17 protein-coding genes are annotated in these 16,908 nt (G+C 56.1%); 10 read left to right on the top strand and 7 right to left on the bottom strand.

From position 1 onward, the window contains the following. Positions 1-20 precede the first annotated feature (20 nt). Positions 21-860: a hypothetical protein gene (locus U5J94_RS14415; RefSeq protein WP_322566319.1), complete on the bottom strand. Its 840-nt coding sequence runs from the start codon at positions 858-860 to the stop codon at positions 21-23. Positions 861-1,179: 319 nt separating this feature from the next. Then, positions 1,180-1,488: a hypothetical protein gene (locus U5J94_RS14420; RefSeq protein ID WP_322566320.1), complete on the bottom strand. Its 309-nt coding sequence runs from the start codon at positions 1,486-1,488 to the stop codon at positions 1,180-1,182. Between the two features lie 162 nt (positions 1,489-1,650). Between U5J94_RS14420 and U5J94_RS14425 the strand changes: the two genes are divergently transcribed. Then, complete coding sequence (locus U5J94_RS14425) at positions 1,651-1,998, top strand: GYD domain-containing protein (RefSeq protein WP_322566321.1); 348 nt, start codon at positions 1,651-1,653, stop codon at positions 1,996-1,998. A 181-nt stretch (positions 1,999-2,179) separates the two neighbouring features. Here U5J94_RS14425 and U5J94_RS14430 read toward each other — a convergent pair whose 3' ends face one another. Continuing rightward, positions 2,180-2,491: a DUF3301 domain-containing protein gene (locus U5J94_RS14430; RefSeq protein WP_322566322.1), complete on the bottom strand. Its 312-nt coding sequence runs from the start codon at positions 2,489-2,491 to the stop codon at positions 2,180-2,182. A gap of 157 nt (positions 2,492-2,648) precedes the next feature. On the opposite strand from U5J94_RS14430, the gene U5J94_RS14435 reads away from it, so the two are divergent. After that, a complete protein-coding gene (locus U5J94_RS14435; protein WP_322566323.1) occupies positions 2,649-2,972 on the top strand; it encodes a host attachment protein in 324 nt (107 codons plus the stop codon). 76 nt (positions 2,973-3,048) lie between these two features. Here U5J94_RS14435 and trhA read toward each other — a convergent pair whose 3' ends face one another. Then, positions 3,049-3,663: a PAQR family membrane homeostasis protein TrhA gene (gene trhA / locus U5J94_RS14440; protein ID WP_322566324.1), complete on the bottom strand. Its 615-nt coding sequence runs from the start codon at positions 3,661-3,663 to the stop codon at positions 3,049-3,051. Between the two features lie 96 nt (positions 3,664-3,759). Beyond that, positions 3,760-4,473, bottom strand: coding sequence for a hypothetical protein (locus U5J94_RS14445; RefSeq protein WP_322566325.1), 714 nt, complete (start codon positions 4,471-4,473; stop codon positions 3,760-3,762). Between the two features lie 453 nt (positions 4,474-4,926). Here U5J94_RS14445 and U5J94_RS14450 point away from each other — a divergent pair, with 453 nt between their 5' ends. Then, positions 4,927-7,755: an AMP-binding protein gene (locus U5J94_RS14450; protein WP_322566326.1), complete on the top strand. Its 2,829-nt coding sequence runs from the start codon at positions 4,927-4,929 to the stop codon at positions 7,753-7,755. Positions 7,756-7,817: 62 nt separating this feature from the next. Here the strand turns inward: U5J94_RS14450 and U5J94_RS14455 are convergent, their stop codons facing one another. Beyond that, a complete protein-coding gene (locus tag U5J94_RS14455; RefSeq protein ID WP_322566327.1) occupies positions 7,818-8,204 on the bottom strand; it encodes a PilZ domain-containing protein in 387 nt (128 codons plus the stop codon). Between the two features lie 425 nt (positions 8,205-8,629). On the opposite strand from U5J94_RS14455, the gene U5J94_RS14460 reads away from it, so the two are divergent. The 6 genes from U5J94_RS14460 (at position 8,630) to U5J94_RS14485 (ending at position 15,720) form a co-directional block, all read left to right on the top strand. Next, positions 8,630-9,073 carry a universal stress protein gene (locus U5J94_RS14460; protein ID WP_322566328.1) on the top strand — a complete coding sequence of 148 codons (444 nt, stop codon included), beginning with the start codon at positions 8,630-8,632 and terminating at the stop codon, positions 9,071-9,073. Positions 9,074-9,212: 139 nt separating this feature from the next. Next, complete coding sequence (locus tag U5J94_RS14465; RefSeq protein ID WP_322566329.1) at positions 9,213-9,968, top strand: TVP38/TMEM64 family protein; 756 nt, start codon at positions 9,213-9,215, stop codon at positions 9,966-9,968. After that, positions 9,965-12,211 carry a hypothetical protein gene (locus tag U5J94_RS14470; RefSeq protein WP_322566330.1) on the top strand — a complete coding sequence of 749 codons (2,247 nt, stop codon included), beginning with the start codon at positions 9,965-9,967 and terminating at the stop codon, positions 12,209-12,211. Before U5J94_RS14465 ends, U5J94_RS14470 begins: the two co-directional genes overlap by 4 nt. A gap of 3 nt (positions 12,212-12,214) precedes the next feature. Then, a complete protein-coding gene (locus U5J94_RS14475; protein ID WP_322566331.1) occupies positions 12,215-13,501 on the top strand; it encodes a glycosyltransferase in 1,287 nt (428 codons plus the stop codon). 251 nt (positions 13,502-13,752) lie between these two features. Further along, the gene (locus U5J94_RS14480) at positions 13,753-14,634 is read left to right on the top strand and encodes an endonuclease/exonuclease/phosphatase family protein (protein WP_322566332.1); all 882 of its coding nucleotides are present in this window, start codon (positions 13,753-13,755) and stop codon (positions 14,632-14,634) included. A 333-nt stretch (positions 14,635-14,967) separates the two neighbouring features. Beyond that, positions 14,968-15,720, top strand: a complete 753-nt coding sequence (locus U5J94_RS14485) for a DUF2189 domain-containing protein (RefSeq protein WP_322566333.1) — start codon at positions 14,968-14,970, stop codon at positions 15,718-15,720. Positions 15,721-15,845: 125 nt separating this feature from the next. Here U5J94_RS14485 and U5J94_RS14490 read toward each other — a convergent pair whose 3' ends face one another. Continuing rightward, complete coding sequence (locus U5J94_RS14490) at positions 15,846-16,076, bottom strand: hypothetical protein (protein ID WP_322566334.1); 231 nt, start codon at positions 16,074-16,076, stop codon at positions 15,846-15,848. Positions 16,077-16,278: 202 nt separating this feature from the next. Between U5J94_RS14490 and U5J94_RS14495 the strand changes: the two genes are divergently transcribed. Beyond that, positions 16,279-16,860: a sulfotransferase family 2 domain-containing protein gene (locus U5J94_RS14495; RefSeq protein WP_322566335.1), complete on the top strand. Its 582-nt coding sequence runs from the start codon at positions 16,279-16,281 to the stop codon at positions 16,858-16,860. Positions 16,861-16,908: the final 48 nt, after the last annotated feature.

The following is a 16,908-nucleotide window of genomic DNA, read 5'->3' on the forward strand; positions in this document are numbered from 1 at the left end:
TTTTATCTCCTGCTATCGAATTAGTAGTGGCGCGGTGCTTCACGCTTGATACCAAGGCCCATGTCTGAAGGGTTCTTGCCCATATATTCAGGAATATCCGGAAATTTTGCCTGTACTGCAGGGTCCGACAGATCATAGTCAGCCGGCAGGTTTTCTCTGGAACCATCCGCTTTAATCGTCCGTTTCTGGAAGGCCGCAGCAGGTTTGAAGAACATGTGAGCAAACTTGGACCACAGCACGGTACTAAACAGAACAGTCGTGGCTACGATGAACAGAACAAAGAACAACATATCCCAGCCGGCAGCACCAGCGGACTGCAGGATGGACCAGATCAGGCCAAATGTCGCCATGGTGATCAGAGAAAGGATGAAGATATCGGCCTGACGCAATTGATACCACTTGACAGCTTCTGCAGAAACATCAACGCGGATGGAGAACCAGAACCAGTAACCACCGATGACTAGCATCAGGGCACCGACATGCCACAGCAGCGGTACAGTACCGGATGAAGTGTCCGCTCCGAAAATCATCATCACGGTTGTCACGACGAAGATAATGAAGCCGTACATGGTCAACAGGTGAGAGATTCTGCGACGGATATTGCAGAACTCGGAAGAAGTGATGACTTCACTGGCTACGGTCTTGACCAGCAGTGATGCTTTTTCACCACCACCGACTGTTCGTTTGGCAGCCTTCTGCGACTTTTTCGAATTTTCGAAAAAGTACTGGGCACTTTTCTTGTGCATCATATCCAGCACTGTACCCAGCACCACCAGGATAATCATTAAAATGATGTAACCCTGCATGATCTCGGGAGATATCAATGCTGTTAGTTCAGAGAAGGGGTTGGTGGTCAGCATATGAGACACTTCCTCTAATTTATTGTTTATGATTTGTAACAATCGTTACACCCGCAATAACGCGGCCAAGGTTAACATTGCTCTTGCGGTTCGACCAGACAATCACGATAAACGTTTTTTATCCGTCATTCCGAAAGTTGATAAGAGCCTCAGCTCGTGGAGGGAGGCGAAGCCCGCTATTATAGCGCGGAGCGGCTCTCAACACCAGATGGCTGGATAGTCCGTGTGCAATTCATGGAGTTACGATTCTGACTCTATTTTAGTATTTGCTAATATTGTAATAATCCTTCGGCGAACTTAGAATCTTTCTAAATCACGACTACTCCGCCCAGACGTGGATCTCGACCTCGACGATACTGCCCGCGTCATCCAGCACGGCATTGACGCCGCGGGCCTTGCAGTCAGTCTGCCCCGGAACGGACATTGGCTGTTTGAATTCGGCACATACCTTTACCCGGGGTAGCGCGTTATTCAATTCATAGACATATTCGACGCGAACGGGAGTCAGCATCGATGCATCGAGGGTTTGATCAAACACGACCAACTCGCCCCGCTTAACCGCCTTTAAATAGATCCGGACAATCTCGCGCGGTTCATCGAACTCATGATCGACGGGATGCTGTGACATCCCGGTAACATGCGCAGACGCCTGGCCATTCATCGCAGACCCGATCATTGAAAAATTAACACGATGAATACTGTTTCATTTTAAAACCTTCACACTGTCTAAAATTCATAGCGCCAGTGTAGACAATCGGGTGACCCGCCGCTGCTCCGGGCTGAGGCATTCATGATCCTGCTGCCCGATATCGCCCACATTGTTCCCAACCCGCGCATCGAACTTGCGACTGACCCGGCTGTCGCCGGATGCCACCGAATCCCCCAACAGGTGGAACAACTCGAACAGCGGGTAATGGACAAAATCCGCAGCGAACTGCCCGACGTCAACTGGCTGCACAACTTTGCCACCCTGGGGCCTTACGATTACGTGGGCATTTTCGAGGCCCCCGACGTCGAGACCGCAACCCGAGTATCAATGCTGGTGCAGATATTCGGCCATGCCACCTCGGAGATCTGGGCGGCCACCGAGTGGCAACGCTTCAGGGAGTTGCTGCACGATATGCCACGGGCGGCGTAAAGGTCTTTATCTGCCACCGCCAGGAATCGATTCAGCGCAGCGCTGGCGCAGAACCCTGCAAACAAGCTGTTCGCTCCCTTCTGCGCCTGAGGCATGCCAAAAAACCGGGCTCAGGGCACAGGTTTGTCCGACAGGTCAAAACAATTGGGCGCTCTTCCCGGTTTTCTTCTTACCCGTCTTTTTATTCCGGATAAGGATCCATCTCCAGCTTTTGTACGTGATGGGCCAGCATGTGAATGTAACCGTGATGGCGACGCTCCCCACTACTGGTGAATTCGAAGCCATACACCCGGTAAAGCGCCAGGGCACCGCGCGGCCCGCGCCGCACTCGCAGTTTGTGCAGCGCGACGCTATCGTCGAGAAACTGTACCCCGGCCTCGCGGCAGGCTTGGATGCCGGCACGACGCGCGATCTCCTTGCTGCCCATCCCCTTCCACCACAATACCGCCAGCAGGGCGACGGGGATAAAGACAAGCAATCCCGTCAGCGTCATTCGACCCGCTCCGTCAGCAGATGCGTACGCATGTAAGAATGATTCGTAGTGTCATTTGTCATGGCCCGATTTTGCCAACTAACCGCGGTCAGTGCACGCTTATTACTGATATTAAGAAAATCTGTATCCTGTCCCGGGTATTGCCACCAGTGGCACCTTGTCGGTCGAACCGGCTATCCAGAGCGAGGTCAACCGCGAAGGGCACGGCAGCTACGCGGAACCGACCAACCCCAAAGAGTATGAAAAGGACCGCTTCGCCCGGGAACTGGCAAACGTCCTTAACAAGGCGCGCAGTGAGAATCAGTTCAACGAACTGGTCATCGTCGCCTCTCCCCACTTTCATGGCCTCATCAATCAGCATCTTTATGATGAATCGAGCGAGAAGGTAAGCCACAACATCGAAAAAGATTACACCCAGGTAAAGGATAGCGATATGCTGGATACGCTCCTTCCCTACCTGCGTCCGTACCTGAAGGAATAAACATGCACCGCCTCCCGGTCACATCAAACCGGGAGGACGAACAATGTGTCATTTGCCCGCCACAATGTTCGGCGCCTCAAACATAGACCAGTATGGCCACGTAATGGCTGATGCTGCCGGCCAGCACACACAGATGCCACAGGCCGTGCATCCACGGGTAACGACGGTCCAGGGCAAAAAAGACGATCCCGCCCGTATAGAAAAGCCCCCCGGCCAGCAACCAGACAAAACCGCTGAATGGCAAACCGGCCAGCAAGGGCCCAAGCGCCAGCAGGATAAGCCAGCCCATCAGCAAATAGATAATAAACGGGGCAACACGCGTCCCGTTTCGAAACACACCATCGATCACGATACCCAGCACCGCCAGTCCCCAGATGACCCCGAACAGCCACCAGCCCACGCTGCCTTCCAGCGTCACCAGCGTAAACGGGGTATAGGTGCCGGCAATAAGCAGATAAATGGCCTGGTGATCCAGAACACGAAACACCCGCTTCGCCCGGCCACGCAATCCGTGATAAAGCGTCGAGATCAGATAAAGCAGGAACAGCGAGCCGCCGTACACGCTGAATGACACGATCTTGAATCCATCACCGCTGTTTGTCGCAACAACCAGCAGCACGACCACACCCGCCAGCGCGAGTGTGGCGCCAACGAGGTGAGAGATGGTATTGAAACGCTCGCCCTTTTTCATACCACTATTATAATTATGAAGGGATCGAAGTGTTTTACAGATTTTTACTTTATAAAGACGGGAGGAACAAAGGCAGGATCTGCTCCGATCACCGCGCTAATGAGAATCGTTTGTCACAGCCGCATCACAATGATTGTATTTGAAAACATCGCCGAGAAAAACCATTTCGTAGCTGGCCCTTAATGCGGCTTGTTTCCATTCGCGACTCACTTCGCCCTCAATCTCAATCGGCAGGGCCTCGACCACCTTGCGAAACTTTTCCAGCAGCTCCCGCGTATCGTCGGCACCAACATAGATATTTGCCAGGTCAAAACTGTAACTGTCCTGTTCAATCATGGCGGACAGCTGCGTACCTTTTTCAACATTGATATCAATATCAACCCCGGGAATAGAATTGCGCAGGCGATCGAGTTCATCGGCACCCGGTACATGACTGACCTTTCCATCCTTGAAGCGGCGCAAATAAAACTTGGCGGCACAAGCAAACCGTCCGGCCCGGGCCTTGAAATCCGGCTTATTTCCGAGGGCCAGATCCACCATTATCTGATGATTTGAGGTCCCGTCGACGAACTGAAACATTTCACTGTGAGACTGGGAAATCCGGGGATTGATCTCCAGCAATTGATAATCGCCAGTATTCATATCGTAAAAATATTCAATATTGAAAGCGCCATTGTCAAAGCCGATATGCGACATAATCGTCCGGGAAGTCTCAACCATCGCATCCTTGACCTCCTGCGGAAGTTGCGAGGGATACTCATAGCGAAAGAAAGAATCGTCCGCGCCGAGAACAAAGATATTTTGCACCATACCAGCATGGCCCCTGATTCATGCAATGCGCTAAAAGCGTCGCTGACAAACTATTTCATTCACCATTGAAGGTAGAGCATTCTCTTCCTTGATGCCAGGTCTGCCCCGCTTCGCATGCCCTGTACGGCCTGAAGCCGCCTAAAAGTACATAACATAAAGCAAAGGGATAGAGGGATTCACTTTTGTTCGGGCCCGGCCTGTGATTGGCATCGTGGAATCACTCGCCGCTAACCCGCAATCAAAATATAGAATTATCAACCAGGCGAATAACGTCGATTGTTGGTGCACTTCTTCTGTGTTCTTCTACAATAATCAGAGCAGAAGGTAAGGCCGGATACCTCTGCTCAGACTCCCGGGTTTGTTGCGCGATCAACTTCAAAGTAGCATGTTGACATCAACCGCCCGGCACACATACCGCATCAGGTGCAAATAGATCTTACTCTGAATCATACGATGACCTGCCCGCCCCACAGCGAACCGGACACGGACGTCGATATCCGGCACAGGCTGCTGGATATCGTGCGCACGCTCAGCCGCGAACTGCATCCCGATCGCGATGACAGCGAGGTTCAGCTCGACGCCGCACTGGAGCGCGAGCTGGGCTTCGACAGCCTGACACGCGCGGAATTGCTGACACGTCTCGAACGCGAATTTCAGATCGGCCTGTCCGAACAATTGCTGGCCAGCGCCGAAACCCCGCGCGATCTGCTGCGGGCCGTTACCAGCGCCGCGCCGCAGCAAGCCCAAAAACAGGAACGCTCGCAGCCGGCGGCCCCCGCCAACAGAACGGAAGCCGGGGCCGCGCCACACCGTGCCACGACCCTGCTCGAGGTGCTTGACTGGCATGTGCAGACCCGGCCCGAGCGGGTGCAGCTCTACCTGTATGATGAAGCCGAGGATCCGCAACCGATCAGTTACCGGTCCCTGCGCGACGGCGCGCTGGCCATCGCCGCCGGGCTGCTGGCGCATGGGGTCAAACCGGGACAAACCGTGGCCATCATGCTGCCCACCGGCCGGGAATATCTGTTTTGTTTTTTCGGCATTTTATATGCCGGGGCGATTCCGGTGCCCATCTACCCCCCGGCGCGGCCCTCGCAACTGGAGGATCATCTGCAACGCCATGCCGGCATCCTGGCCAATGCCGCGACGGTACTGCTGATCACCGTCAGCGAAGCCCGGCCGCTGGCGCGCCTGCTCAAATCCCGGGTGCAGACGCTGGACACGATCACCACGCCGGACGACCTGCACCGGGAACCGGCCGAGCTGCTGCCGCCGGTCACGTCGCAGGATATCGCATTTTTGCAATACACCTCCGGCAGCACCGGCCAACCCAAGGGCGTGGTGCTCAGCCACGCGGATCTGCTGGCCAACATCCGCGCCATGGGCCGCGCCATCCGGGTGGATTCCACCGACGTGTTCGTCAGCTGGTTGCCGCTTTATCATGACATGGGGTTGATCGGCGCCTGGCTCGGCAGCCTGTACTATGCGATGACCCTGGTGCTGATGTCACCGCTGACGTTTCTGACCCGCCCGCAACGCTGGTTGTGGGCCGTGCACCGCCATCGCGGCACGCTCAGCGCCGGGCCCAATTTTGCCTATGAACTGTGTCTGACCCGCATTCCCGATGAGGCCCTCGCCGGTCTGGATCTGGGCTCCCTGCGCATGCTGTTCAACGGCGCCGAACCGGTCAGCCCGCAAACCATCCGGCGTTTCAACCGGCGCTTCGCGCAATACGGTTTGCACCCGACCGCAATAGCGCCGGTTTACGGACTGGCCGAAGCGGCGGTGGGACTGGCCTTTCCGCCGCTGGGGCGCGGCCCGCGAATCGATCGCATCGTGCGCGATATTTTCGTCGATGAAGCACGCGCGCAACCCGCCGCCGAAGAGGATCCCCATGCCCTGGAATATGTCGCCTGCGGCCAGCCACTGCCGGGTTATGAACTGCGCGTCGTCGATGACAGCAGCCGCGAGTTACCCGATCGGCAGCAGGGCCGGCTGCAATTTCGCGGGCCATCCGCCACCAGCGGTTACTATCGCAATCCCAAAGCCACCCGCGCGCTGTTCGATGATGGCTGGCTGGAAACCGGCGATCTCGCCTATATCGCCGACGGCGAGGTGTACCTGACCAGCCGCATCAAGGACGTCATCATCCGCGGCGGGCGCAATATTTACCCTTACGAGGCGGAACACGCCATCGGCGAGCTGGAAGGGGTGCGCAAAGGCTGCGTGGCAATATTCGGCAGCGTGGATCCGGATTCCGGCACCGAACGGCTGGTGGTGATGGCCGAAACCCGGCTGACCGATCCCGCCGCGCGCGCCGATCTGCAAACCCGCATCCGCCACACCAGCCACGATCTGCTCGGCCTGCCGCCGGACAAAGTGGTACTGGCACCGCCGCGCACCATTCTCAAAACCTCCAGCGGCAAAATCCGTCGTCCCGCCACGCGCGAGCTGTACGAGCAGGGCCGGGTCGGCGACAAGTCCCGTGCGGTCTGGTGGCAGATCGTACGCCTGGTCGGCGCCAGCCTGCTGCCCGAAACCCGCCGGGTCTGGCGCGGCCTGCGCCATCTCACCTACGCCGCCTATGTGCAACTGCTGTTCTGGCTGCTGGCCCCGCCAGTCTGGACGCTGGTGGTAATACTGCCGCGCGAGTCCTGGCGCTGGGCCGTCATGCGGCGCGGCGCGCGCCTGCTGCTGCGCCTGGCCGGCGTGCCGCTGCAGGTGCACGGCACTGAATACCTGGCGGGCAATGGCACCCGTGTAATGGTCGCTAATCATGCGAGTTACCTGGACGGCGTGATGCTGGTGGCGGCGCTGGATCGCCCCTTCAGCTTCGTCGCCAAGGGGGAACTGCAGTCACAATGGCTGGCCGGCCTGTTTCTCAAGCGCATCGGCACGCAATTTGTCGAACGCTTCGACAAGCAAAAAGGCGTGATCGACGCCCGACGGATTACCGGGCTCGCACGTGGCGGACGCAGCCTGCTGTTTTTCCCCGAAGGCACGCTGCGACGCATGCCGGGGCTGATGGCCTTTCACATGGGCGCCTTCGCCGCCGCGGCGGAAGCCGGCCTCGCGGTAGTGCCGATCACCCTGCGGGGCACCCGCTCAATCCTGCGCGGCGACACCTGGTTCCCGCGCCACGGGGCCGTAAGCGTGTTGATTAGCGAACCCATCATACCGCACGGAAATGACTGGGCCGCGGCAGTGCGCCTGCGCGATGCCGCGCGCAACCGGATACTCAAACAACTCGGCGAACCGGATCTGGCGAGGGATATGTCCTGAATACCGGACATTCCGGGCAGATTTCTGCGCTGAAGCAGAACCTCGAAGCACAGCGCCCATTGTCAAAAAAACGATGCGCCGGCTTCGCTGGTTCCCTGGGCTCCCTGGCGGCCCTCAATCAATTGCCGCTTCGCCGTTGTTCGGTAATTCTCGTGAAACAATCTTATCAACCACCGGTTTTGCGTGTTTAAGCGGCGAAACATCAAACCAAACCCGTGACCATTGGCGTGTACAACCTGCCCCGGCAGGCATAAATTGATACGATTATCAGCAGATTGAATGTACACATCGAGACCTGTATTGATCGCCGGGCGCATATTACTCAGCACGAAAATACCATCCTGGCTGATATTATATAACAGCCCGGCCCGGCACTCGCCTGCACGATCACTTCGACAAACACGAACCAGAGCCAGGGCCCGAATACGTTCACCATGCCGGTGTTCCATATCTTCTCTCCTTTTATCCAGCAGCTCAGCTACAGGCCCCGGGGGGTGGCTTGCCGGGTTAGCTGCTCATCCATTGGTGGTCTCATATCAGCCATTTTGTTCCATGGCGCGTTGCCATGTTGATAGCTTCATTGAAAGTCTAGTTGGTCGCCGGGACAAAAAAAGATGGATTTAAAATCAGGCCATCAGGTATCGAAGTAAAAGAGAAGAAAAGCGCGTTGGATTATTGAATAAATCTGTTCAAGGGGTGGCAAAACCCGGGGTGTTTGCACGCACTTTTTAAAGGTCCATAATCGATCACCTCGCGGGAAAGGTAATACTATTTTTCATGGTATAAAGCGGCGAGGGTACGATAACCCTTGCCGGCTCTGCCTGAGTTCCAGCTGGTTTGCTACGCTTGGCTTATTACTTCAGGAGACCGCGTCATGTACAAACACATCCTGGTTGCCATCGACGGTAGCGAAACAGCGCAACATGCCCTCAAAGCCGCAATCCGGCTCGCCAAAGTGCAGCAATCGGAATTGCTGGTTGTGCATGTCATCAATGAAATCAGCATGAGCTTGCCGGAGGGGGGTTATGTCCCCGATGTACAAGAAGCGTTCCGCGAATCCGGGCGCGAGATCCTGAGACAGGCCGAGTCGGACGCCCGCAAGGCCGGCGTGACAGCCGAGACGATACTGCTCGAGATCGACAAATTCGGTCAAAATGCCGCCGATATGATCGTGGCCGAAGCAGAGAACCGGGGAGCCGACCTCATCGTGATCGGCAGCCACGGACGACGCGGCATTCGCCGCCTGTTACTGGGCAGCATTGCCGAGAGCGTGATGCGCCTTGCATCCAGACCGGTACTGTTGATCCGGGGCGAATAAGACCAAACAGGCTTTGTCGCTTGTCGAAAGGGCCACACCTTTTGCGAATGGAAGGGCCAGGCCGGAACTTCAGGCGGGTAGTCATGTCCAGAAAAATAAATCTGTCCCGGCTTTCCTACTGGCCCGGCGTTTGGAGTCGATGGTGAAACAGGCCGCGCACAGGTCCCGCTTTAATCCCCTGCAGTCACCGCTGTTCGGTATCACGGTCAGTATTTTATTTGTCGCTGCGGCACTCGCTGTCATGGTCTACTCCGGTGCCCATGAACAGGTTTTTAACCTGCTGGCATTGATTGATGAACAGGGGGCATGGGCGCCGCTACTCTTTATCCTGATCATGATGGCCGTGGTGGTGCTTCTGCTGCCCGGCATACTGTTCACTGCTGGCGCCGGCTTCGTATTCGGCCTTGTAGAGGGTTCGATCTATGTCGTGCTGGGGACGACGCTCGGGTCCACCGTTTCATTCCTTCTGGCACGCTACCTGTTCGGCAGACGGGCGAGGCGGTTCGTTATAAATCACGTCAAGCTTCGGCTAGTGAGCGAGGAGCTGACACCCAATGGCTGGAAAATCGTGCTGCTGACGCGCCTGATACCTTTTTTTCCCGGCAAGATATCCAATTATTTCTTCGGGCTGACCCAGTTTTCCCTGCGAGGTTATGTTGGCGGTTCGCTACTGGGCTTCATACCCTTCTCGGTCCACAATGTTTATCTTGGTTCCATTGCGGCCGATATTACCACCCTGGCTGTGCGCGACCTGGAACGCAGTCCGCTGCAGTGGACGCTATATGGCGCGGGCTTCCTTGTCACCGTGGCCACAGTCCTTTATCTCAACCACCTTGCGCGGCGCGCGCTGGCTCGCTATACCGAAAAAGGTGTCATAGAAGAGGAGGTGTCGTGAGCTGGATGAAGTGGCTCCCCTGGCGTTTTATAGTGCGTTACCTGGCGCGCAAGCACGGCTTTCTTGATCCCATTGCATTGCTGGGCAGACTGCACAATTTTGCCCAGCCTTCCGAAGTCGGGGAGCCCATCGAGCTGTTGCGGGCGGGAGTGGTATTTCATGCCCGCGGACTGGTCAACAGCCGGGTCATACAGCATAACATGGACTGGGTATGGCCCTACTGGATCGAGCGCCAGTTCGATCCTCTCGACGAGTCATTCGTTCCACGCGCTTTTTCGATCACCCATATCAATCTAACCCAGCGCAACTGGACCGCCATCGGCTATCCGGACTTCGAGGAACTGCCGATTGTCGATCCCAGAGGACTGCTCACCCCTTTCCTGGACGGCTGGTCACTCGATACCTGGCTGCTTGCGGAAGACGGACGATGCCTGCTGCCTTCGCGGGCGAAGATCTGCCGGCAACGACAGGAGATGGAATCGGGGGTAAGCATTAATACAGAGACCCAACTCGATGATCTTGTCCTGTCATGTAACGCCTTGGTCCGGATGGAATCAGGCGTCCCGGTTTGCGAGCTGCGGATGCGAGCCCATGCCGATACCAAGGCCTGGCTGGTCGTGGCGCTGCGGCCGTATAATCCGGAAGGCATCAGCTTTATCCACGAGGTCCGGCTGGCGGAGAATCGACAAGCCTGGATCATAGACAATACCCGGCGGGTCGAATTCAGTCGTGCAGCACAAAGGCATCATGTCTCAGATTACCGCAATGGTGATGTATACATTCACCTCAGGGATACGGATGCTCAGGATAAAGAAGTGTGTGACGTGGGTATGGCCACGGCGGCGGCATTGTTCCCGGTGCAGGCAGGCGTGGAGGGCGAAGTTACCGCGACAATACCTCTGGCGGCGGCGGATACCGGGATGCTTCGCCCGGATGCCTGGCTGCAGGCACGCAACAATAGCTGCCAGCTTGAATGTCCTGATCCCGATTACCGGTTTCTCTACGATGCCGCGGTAACCTCCTTGATTCTGCACTCGCCGGATGATGTCTACCCGGGCCCCTTTACCTACAAGCGGTTCTGGTTTCGTGACGCCGCCTTCATCATTCACGCACTGCTTTGTGCGGGGATGACGGATCGCGCCGAGCGGGCGCTGGCAAGATTTCCGGAGCGGCAAACGGTGCTCGGCTACTTCCGCTCCCAGGAAGGCGAATGGGACTCCAATGGTGAGGTTCTGTGGATTTTGCAACGGTTCTTCGCCCTGACCGGCCGGGCACCCCCGACGGAATGGCTGGGCCCTGTCAAGCGAGGGGCCCGCTGGATCATACGCAAGCGGCTGAATAACAATACAGGCCTCCCCCATGCCGGCCTGTTGCCGGCCGGTTTCAGTGCGGAACATCTGGGTCCCAATGATTATTATTACTGGGATGACTTTTGGGGAGTCACGGGACTGCGGGCGGCGGCAGCGATGATGGCGGACCGGGACGCTGATTGCGCGGCGGAATTCGCGCAGGCCGCGGACGACTTTGCAAAGGCGATCGATCACAGCCTGGAAAGCTGTGCGCAACGCCTGGCTCGTCCGGCCATGCCCGCGTCACCTTACCGACGCCTGGATGCGGGCGCCATAGGTTCGCTGGCATCCGGCTATCCCTTGCAGCTCTTCGCGCCGGACGATCCCCGTCTTCTGGACAATGTGGAATTTCTGCTGGATCGATGTTTCGTCAAGGGCGCGTTTTACCAGGATATGATCCATTCCGGTCTCAATGCTTACCTGACTCTGCATGTCGCCCAGGTGCTGTTGCGGGCCGGCGATCCGCGCTACCTGGATCTGATGGACAAAGTTGCCGCCCTGGCTTCACCGACAGGACAATGGCCGGAAGCCATTCATCCGCGTACCGGGGGTGGCTGCATGGGAGACGGGCATCATGTGTGGGCCTCTGCCGAGTGGGTCATGATGATACGCAACTGTTTCGTGCGCGAGGAGGCGCATCGCCTCATTCTTTGCGCAGGCATACCGCCACGCTGGCTTGACCAGGCTGAGCCCATTCGATTCGGACCCGCGCCGACATCCTTTGGTGTAATACGCGTAAGCATTACGCCGGGCACGAATGGCGATCCCCGCATTGACTGGCAGGCAGAGTGGCACCATGACGCCCCCGCGATCGAGATCCATATGCCCGGATTCGAGCGGGTAACAGCCAGTCCGGGCACGACTTCCATCACGCTTGCCAGGAAACAGCCTTAAGTCATGAATATTCTCATCCTCACCAATACCTTTGCACCGCATGTTGGTGGTGTGGCGCGCTCGGTGGCGGCATTCGTCGATGAATATCGAAAGCGCGGTCACCAGGTCCTGATCGTCGCCCCGCAATTCCCGGAGATGCCGCAGGATGAAGTCGGCGTGGTGCGCGCCCCGGCAATCCAGAAGTTCAACGCCAGCGATTTTTCAGTCGCATTGCCACCAATTGCCGGGCTGCGGGAAAGGCTTGATGAATTCCAGCCGGAAATCGTGCATTCCCAACATCCCTTCCTGCTTGGCATGACTGCCTTGCGGATCGCGCGATCCCGGGGTTTGCCGCTGGTGTTCACCCACCACACACTCTATGAACAATATACCCACTATGTCCCCGGTGATTCGGCCGCCATGAAACACTTCGCGATAGAGTTGGCCACGCGATACGCCAATCTGTGCGACCAGGTATTCGCTCCCAGTGAAAGTATCGCCGGCCTGCTGCGGGAAAGAGGTGTCATCAGGCCTGTTTCCGTCGTGCCGACCGGTGTTCGCCTGGAGGATTTCAAACAGGGCGACGGCAAGGCCGTGCGCAAGGCGATGGGTATACCGGAAGAGGCTTTTGTGGTCGGACACCTGGGACGACTGGCGCCGGAAAAAAACCTGGAATTTATGACCCGGGCCATAGCCGACTTCGTACAAGGTCACCCGGATGCGCATTTTCTCGTAGTGGGAAGGGGCCCCTCCGAGGATGCCATGCGCGCGATATTCGCGCGCGCAGGGATTGAAGACCGACTCCATATGGTGGGCATTCTTCAGCAACCACAACTTGCCGATACGTTGCATGCAATGAACCTGTTCGCTTTTGCCTCCCTGAGTGAAACCCAGGGGATGGTACTGACCGAAGCCATGGCCGCCGGTCTGCCGGTCATTGCCCTGGATGCCCCCGGGGCACGGGAAGTGGTCAAGGATGGGCGTAACGGGCGCCTGCTGCAGGATCAAACGCCCGCGGCATTCAGCGCCGCATTGCAATGGCTGGCGGCGCTGCCGCCAGTGACCAGGCAAGACATGAAACAGGCGGCGCTGGGCACCGCCAAGGCTTTTTCCATGTCACGTACCGCGGAGAAAGCCCTGTCCTGCTATGAAGCGGTCAGATCGCGGAATACCGCGCGTGCCAGTCACGGTGAACGGGACTGGGAGAATGTCGTTGCCTGGATCAGGACGGAATGGGCGATATTGAAAAGCGTGGCCGGCGCGGGCGATGCGGCCATCGGCACCAGTCGTTCCTCTGACAAGGAGAAGTGATGCCGCTCTCGTCCTGCTCGAGCGATTTGCGGCCTGACCCATGATCGGTCGAATCGAAGTCTTTTTCAGGCGTATACGCCGCAAGCTCAGCCGCAGCGCCTGGTTGGCGCGCCTGCTGCAATTGCCCGTTTCCGAAGGATCGCCAACCCGACCCGGGCTGCTCCTGATCCAGATCGACGGCCTCTCGCAGTCGCAATTCGAACGCGCCCTCAAACGCAGGGAGCTGCCGTTTCTCAGACGCTTGATGCGGCGTGAACATTACCGGGAACACGCACATTATTCCGGCTTGCCGGCAACGACGCCTGGGACGCGCCGGTCAGCAACCCGCCGCGGCCCGCGAACGGGCCGCGGCCACAGAGATCGACACCCTGCGGATCATGACCTATAACGTGCATAGTTGTATCGGGATGGATGGCAAGATCGATGCTGAACGCATCGCGCGTGTGATTGCCCGCGCCAGACCCGATGTGGTGGCACTGCAGGAGCTGGATGTGGGGCGTGAGCGCAGTCTTGGCGTGGACCAGGCGCACCAGATTGCCCGTTATCTGGAAATGGAGTTTCATTTCCATCCGGCCATGCACCTGGAGGAAGAACGCTACGGGGACGCGATCCTGACCCACCTGCCCCAGCGTCTGGTAAAAACAGGCTCACTACCGGGACTCGCCGACAAGCCGGACCAGGAGCCACGCGGTGCCCTCTGGGTCGCCATCGATCTGCATGGCCGGGAGGTACAGGTCATCAATACTCACCTGGGACTGTCCCCGCGCGAACGCATGGCGCAGATCGACGCGTTGCTGGATCCTGACTGGCTGGGCAATGAAGCGTATCGCGGCCCCGTGGTGTTCTGTGGCGATCTCAATGCGCCGCCCTCCTCGCCCGTGTACCGCCGTTTTGCTGAGCAGCTCAAAGATGTGCAAGCCATGGTGCCAGGCCATCGCCCCCGGAGTACATTTTCCAGCCGTTTTCCCTCCCTGCGTATCGACCATGTATTCGTCGCACCGGGTATCCGGGTAAGCGGGATCGAGATCCCCGGTTCGGAACTGACACGCGTTGCCTCCGACCATCTGCCCCTGCTTGTGGAGTTGCGGATCCCGTGTCCTGATAGCGACAGGTGCAGCAGCACCCGGCTTTGAGGCCGTGATGTTCGCCGGGTGACCTGGCCCGGTTGCCGGGTTGGGGCGCCTTCTGGAACCACGCATCGGTATACTGCAGGTGCGGCGGGAGAAGCGCGACCAGCGCGCCAACCTGCTCACGGCCAACCGGATGACGGCGTCAGGCTTGTTTTTGTAAAACCGACCACCAGGCCGGAACAGCCGCTTCAACCAAGTCTGGCCCCGCCTGTTGCTGCTAATATTAGTATTAACAGTGCCCTGATTCCCTTTATGTTTTTTTCATCCCGCAAGGGGACGAGTTTGGACCTGTGAAAAGTCATCACGCGTACTATACTTCTTATAAGGAGGTGTAGTATGAAAAGTACAGATTCAGTCAAAAATGACTCCCCACTCTATGCACCTTGCCGCAACCTCATGTTCGATGCGCCATTTGAGTGGCTAAAAAAAGGCTGGCAGGACTTCCGCCGCGCGCCCTGGCACAGCCTGATCTACGGAGCGATATTCACGGCAATCGGTTGGCTGCTAGTTTATTTATCCTGGACCAGTGAGAGTTATTTACTGGTTGCTCTGTTTATCTGTCTGCTGGTAGTGGGGCCCGCACTCGCATTCGGTCTTTACGATATAAGCCAGCAACTCGAACAAAACCACAAGCCGAGTTTTCGTCACGAGCGTAGTAAGGCTTTGCATGAAATGGGACACGAACTCATGCTGGCGCTGTTGCTGAGCCTGATGTTTATGTTTCTGCTTATCGTGATATCGATAGTGATAAATATTGCTGCCATATCCGGGCAGTCGGCGGCTTCTGCGGCGGTGCCGCTGTCTAATGCAGGGTTCCTTATTATTGCCGTTATTTTCGGCGGCTTGCTGTTTTGTGCCAGTTCATTTGCCCTGCCGATGATTCTGGATCAGGATGCCGATGCCATGACGGCAATCACAACAAGCCTCCATGCGGTGTGGCGAAACAAGTCGGCTTTGGCGATCTGGGCAATGCTGGTTCTGGCACTGACGGCGGCAGGTTTCGCGACGGCACTGATAGGTTTCGTGCTCATCGTGCCGGTTCTCGGTTACGCGAGCTGGCACGCCTACCGTGAAACGATCATCGCATAATATGTTGGCCAAAGAATATCGGCCCACATAGGGGCGGCCAGTCAGGCTTCAAAAATAAATCTGGCCCGGTTTGAATTTAAGTGTTCTGACCCTAATCCCTCTTCCATCAGCCGCAGAGCTCCAGTTTAAACTCTCGAGTATAGGTCTTGTAGGGCTTTCGTTGTTTGGTCATTGGGACACTCCTTCTGCGAGACGACTGCCTCCGATTTAAAGTGTCCGTTAAACTGGGGGAGGTTCACTTCGCCCCCCCCTTTTTTTAAGATAAAATTGGCAGTCTGAGTTTGGTTAAAACCAGCTTTCATATAGGCCTGAATTTGGTATTGTTGCCCCTGGGCAAGCTGCATGTATTGCTTCATGCGCGCTCCTCAGACTTTGGTCGGCGAGAGAAGCCGCATAGGCTACCGTAGCTTACCCTCTTACCAAGCCGGTTGAGTTGCACATACAAATTGAATTCACGACATATATTTTCATAATTGGTGACATTCTATGAGCTCGATACTTAGAACCAGGTCATTATTAAAAACAATAACGCGTGGAAGTTGGCCTTATAGGCGCTATATGGATAGACATGATGCTATTTTTATCCATATTCCAAAAGCAGCAGGAACATCGATCATTAAATCGCTAGCTGGTCGTTCGCTACCGCGTGATCACGCTTCTTGGCATCATTTCCTTCAGGTAGACAAGAGACGCTTTTACCACTACTCAAAATTCACCTTCGTCCGCAACCCTTGGGATAGAGCTGTCTCGCTCTATAACTATCTTTCAAATGGTGGGAATCAAAGCAGTGATCTCAAATTTTCTCAGTATTTTAAAGAGCATAGAATTACCTTTGAAAAATTTGTTATGGAATATCTAAACGAATATAAAATTCACGAACATATTCTTCTGCGACCACAGTACTTATTTGTTTGTGATGACGACTTGAATTTGAAGGTTGATTATCTTGGTTATTTTGAAAATATTGATCACGATTTCTCAAATATTTGCAAGATACTAGGCGTCAAAATGGAACTAACTAAACAGAATTCTTCGGGAAAAAACCAGGATTATAAAGAGTTTTATCACTCCCAGGAACTTATTGAAAGGATAGAATATCTGTATTTACGCGATGTTGAATTATTTAACTACTCGTTCTAGCCTTTTTATTTCTTTACGACATGTTTCCCCACGGACCAATACAAAAAT

This window comes from Thiohalophilus sp. (assembly GCF_034522235.1).
GTDB lineage: Bacteria > Pseudomonadota > Gammaproteobacteria > UBA6429 > Thiohalophilaceae > Thiohalophilus.

Excerpts from the sequence above, each read along its gene's own strand:
- U5J94_RS14465 (WP_322566329.1), top strand. The coding sequence starts at position 9,213 with ATGGTGAAACAGGCCGCGCACAGGTCCCGCTTTAATCCCCTGCAGTCA.
- U5J94_RS14475 (WP_322566331.1), top strand. The coding sequence starts at position 12,215 with ATGAATATTCTCATCCTCACCAATACCTTTGCACCGCATGTTGGTGGT.
- U5J94_RS14485 (WP_322566333.1), top strand. The coding sequence starts at position 14,968 with ATGAAAAGTACAGATTCAGTCAAAAATGACTCCCCACTCTATGCACCT.
- U5J94_RS14460 (WP_322566328.1), top strand. The coding sequence starts at position 8,630 with ATGTACAAACACATCCTGGTTGCCATCGACGGTAGCGAAACAGCGCAA.
- U5J94_RS14430 (WP_322566322.1), bottom strand. The coding sequence starts at position 2,491 with ATGACGCTGACGGGATTGCTTGTCTTTATCCCCGTCGCCCTGCTGGCG.
- U5J94_RS14495 (WP_322566335.1), top strand. The coding sequence starts at position 16,279 with ATGGATAGACATGATGCTATTTTTATCCATATTCCAAAAGCAGCAGGA.
- U5J94_RS14490 (WP_322566334.1), bottom strand. The coding sequence starts at position 16,076 with ATGAAGCAATACATGCAGCTTGCCCAGGGGCAACAATACCAAATTCAG.
- U5J94_RS14420 (WP_322566320.1), bottom strand. The coding sequence starts at position 1,488 with ATGTCACAGCATCCCGTCGATCATGAGTTCGATGAACCGCGCGAGATT.
- U5J94_RS14450 (WP_322566326.1), top strand. The coding sequence starts at position 4,927 with ATGACCTGCCCGCCCCACAGCGAACCGGACACGGACGTCGATATCCGG.
- trhA (WP_322566324.1), bottom strand. The coding sequence starts at position 3,663 with ATGAAAAAGGGCGAGCGTTTCAATACCATCTCTCACCTCGTTGGCGCC.
- U5J94_RS14445 (WP_322566325.1), bottom strand. The coding sequence starts at position 4,473 with ATGGTGCAAAATATCTTTGTTCTCGGCGCGGACGATTCTTTCTTTCGC.
- U5J94_RS14415 (WP_322566319.1), bottom strand. The coding sequence starts at position 860 with ATGCTGACCACCAACCCCTTCTCTGAACTAACAGCATTGATATCTCCC.
- U5J94_RS14425 (WP_322566321.1), top strand. The coding sequence starts at position 1,651 with ATGATCCTGCTGCCCGATATCGCCCACATTGTTCCCAACCCGCGCATC.
- U5J94_RS14455 (WP_322566327.1), bottom strand. The coding sequence starts at position 8,204 with ATGGAACACCGGCATGGTGAACGTATTCGGGCCCTGGCTCTGGTTCGT.